Origin of the sequence: Pseudomonas sp. R62, assembly GCF_000257605.1 — a bacterium.
GTDB lineage: Bacteria > Pseudomonadota > Gammaproteobacteria > Pseudomonadales > Pseudomonadaceae > Aquipseudomonas > Aquipseudomonas atacamensis.
Genome location: NZ_JH635998.1, coordinates 2757883 through 2760723, shown reverse-complemented (window position 1 = coordinate 2760723; position 2841 = coordinate 2757883). Strand labels below are relative to the sequence as shown.

Annotated in this window: 2 protein-coding genes; both read left to right on the top strand. The window is 62.3% G+C overall.

The features are described 5' to 3' along the window. Nucleotides 1-234: 234 nt before the first annotated feature. Nucleotides 235-999 carry a TOBE domain-containing protein gene (locus OQK_RS13405; RefSeq protein ID WP_016772858.1) on the top strand — a complete coding sequence of 255 codons (765 nt, stop codon included), beginning with the start codon at nt 235-237 and terminating at the stop codon, nt 997-999. A gap of 70 nt (nt 1000-1069) precedes the next feature. Beyond that, nucleotides 1070-2841: PhoX family protein (locus OQK_RS13400; RefSeq protein WP_038861201.1), on the top strand; the 1772-nt coding region annotated here is incomplete at its 3' end.

The window sequence follows — 2841 nt, the reverse complement described above, 5'->3', positions numbered from 1 at the left end:
CGGGTTGATGTGTATTGCCTGGCCCGGACGCCGAAGCCCGGTACCTGACGCGAATACAGATCTCCTGTGGGAGCGAGCCTGCTCGCGAATCGGTGTCACATTCAACAAAGATGTTGTTGGTCAGACCGCTTTCGCGAGCAGGCTCGCTCCCACAGGGGGCTTTGCGTCAGGCTTGACTCATGCGCTGCAAGTGTCCAACGTCCCTCTCATCGCCCGAGCTAGAAGCGTTCTGCCATGTCCCTGCCCACCCTGCTCTCCCAGCACATCGTCCGCCGCCCGCAGCGCATTGCCCTGCTGCAACACATCGCCGAGCAAGGCTCAATCACCCGTGCGGCGAAGAGTGCGGGGCTCAGTTACAAGGCGGCATGGGATGCGATCGATGAGTTGAACAATCTCGCGCAGAAACCCTTGGTCGAGCGCGTGGTGGGCGGCAAGGGCGGCGGCGGCGCCAGATTGTCCAGTGAGGGCGAGCGGGTGCTGCGCCTGTATCAGAAATTGCAGGCGTTGCAGGCGCAGGTGTTGGAAGCGGCCGAAGACGCCAGTGATCTCGACCTGCTCGGGCGGCTGATGCTCAGGACCAGCGCGCGCAATCAGCTGCACGGCACGGTCGCGGCCATTCAGGCGCAGGGGCGCAACGATCTGATCCGCCTCGAACTGGCCGAAGGCATTGCTCTGGAGGCACAGATCACCCACGACAGCACCGTGCATCTGGAATTGCAGATCGGTACCGAAGTGATGGCGCTGATCAAGGCTGGCTGGCTTGAACTGCTCGGCACCGATCAGCCGGCCACGCCCGGACACAATGTCCTGCGCGGCACCATCGAAGCCATCCTCGATGCCGAGGACGGTCCCAGCGAGGTGCGCATTTCCCTGCCCAACGGCCAGACACTTTGCGCCTTGGCCGAACCGCTGCACTTGCGCAACCAGCAACTCGCCGTGGGGTCTGCGGTGCAGGTGCAATGCGCGCCGTCCAACGTGCTGATCGGCACGCCGCTCTGATTTGTCCCTGCCACAAAAGCGTCATCGACCCGCATTAAGGTGTTGCCCATAACCAAGCAGGGAGCCTGATGTGAGCCTATTAGAAGAAAACCAATCCACTGATCTGGAAAAAATGGTCGGCCTCAGCCGTCGCGGTTTCATCAGCGCCGGTGCCTTGTGCGGCGCGGCGATGTTCCTCGGCGGCAACCTGCTGAGCCGCAGCGTCATGGCCGCCAGCGTCAGCGCCGGCAACAGCCGCCTGCTCGGTTTCGAGAGCATTCCGGCGGCGACCACCGACGCCATCAGCCTGCCCAAGGGTTACAAGTCTTCGGTTCTGATCAGTTGGGGCCAGCCGTTGCACAAGAACGGCCCGGCCTTCGATCCGAGCGGTAACGGCACCGCTGCCGCACAGGAAGTGCAGTTCGGCGACAACAATGACGGCATGAGCCTGTTCGCCTTCCCGGACGACAAGAACCGCGCGCTGATGGCGATCAACAACGAATACACCAACTATCGCTATCTATATCCGCATGGCGGCATGCCGCAGTCGGCTGAAGACGTGCGCAAGGCATTGGCCTGCGAAGGCGTGTCGGTGATCGAAGTGCAGCGCAAGAACGGCCAGTGGCAATTCGTCCAGGGCTCGCGCTACAACCGTCGGATTCACGGTAACTCGCCGCTGCGCATCAGCGGTCCGGCCCGCGGCCACGACTTGATGAAAACCGCTGCCGACAAGCACGGTAAGAAAGTTCTCGGCACCTTCCAGAACTGCGCCAACGGCAAGACACCGTGGGGCACCTACCTGACCTGCGAAGAAAACTTCACCGACTGCTTCGGCAGCAGCAACGCCCAGCAGCAATTCGATGCGGCGCAAAAGCGCTACGGCGTTGTCGCCAGCAGCAAAGACATCAACTGGCACCCGCACGACCCGCGCTTCGACATGGCCAAGAACCCCAACGAGCTCAACCGTCACGGCTGGGTGGTCGAGATCGATCCGTTCGATCCGCAATCGACTCCGGTCAAACGCACCGCGCTGGGCCGCTTCAAACATGAAAACGCCGCACTGGCCGAGACCGACGATGGTCGCGCTGTGGTGTACATGGGCGACGACGAGCGTGGCGAGTTCATCTACAAATTCGTCAGCCGTGATCGCATCAACCATCGCAATCAGAAAGCCAACCGCGACATCCTCGATCACGGCACTTTGTATGTAGCCAAATTCGATGCCGGCGACGGCAACCCTGATCACCCGAAAGGCCAGGGCCAGTGGATCGAACTGACCCACGGCAAGAACGGCATCGACGCCAGCAGCGGGTTTGCCGATCAGGCAGAAGTGCTGATCCACGCGCGCCTTGCCGCCAGCGTGGTTGGCGCAACACGCATGGACCGCCCGGAGTGGATCGTCGTCAGCCCCAAGGACGGCCAGGTTTATTGCACCCTGACCAACAACGCCAAGCGTGGCGAAGACGGGCAACCGGTGGGCGGGCCGAACCCGCGCGAGAAGAACGTCTACGGGCAGATTCTGCGCTGGCGCACCGACCGCAACGATCACGCCTCGAAGACCTTTGCCTGGGATCTGTTTGTGGTCGCCGGCAACCCGGGCGTGCATGCCGGGACGCCGAAGGGTGGCTCATCCAACATCACCCCGCAGAACATGTTCAACAGCCCCGACGGTCTGGGTTTCGACAAGGCCGGACGCCTGTGGATTCTCACCGACGGCGACTCGAGCAACGCTGGCGACTTCGCCGGGATGGGCAACAACCAGATGCTCTGCGCCGATCCTGCGACCGGTGAGATTCGCCGTTTCATGGTCGGGCCGGTGGGTTGCGAAGTGACCGGGATCAGCTTCTCGCCGGATCAGAAAAC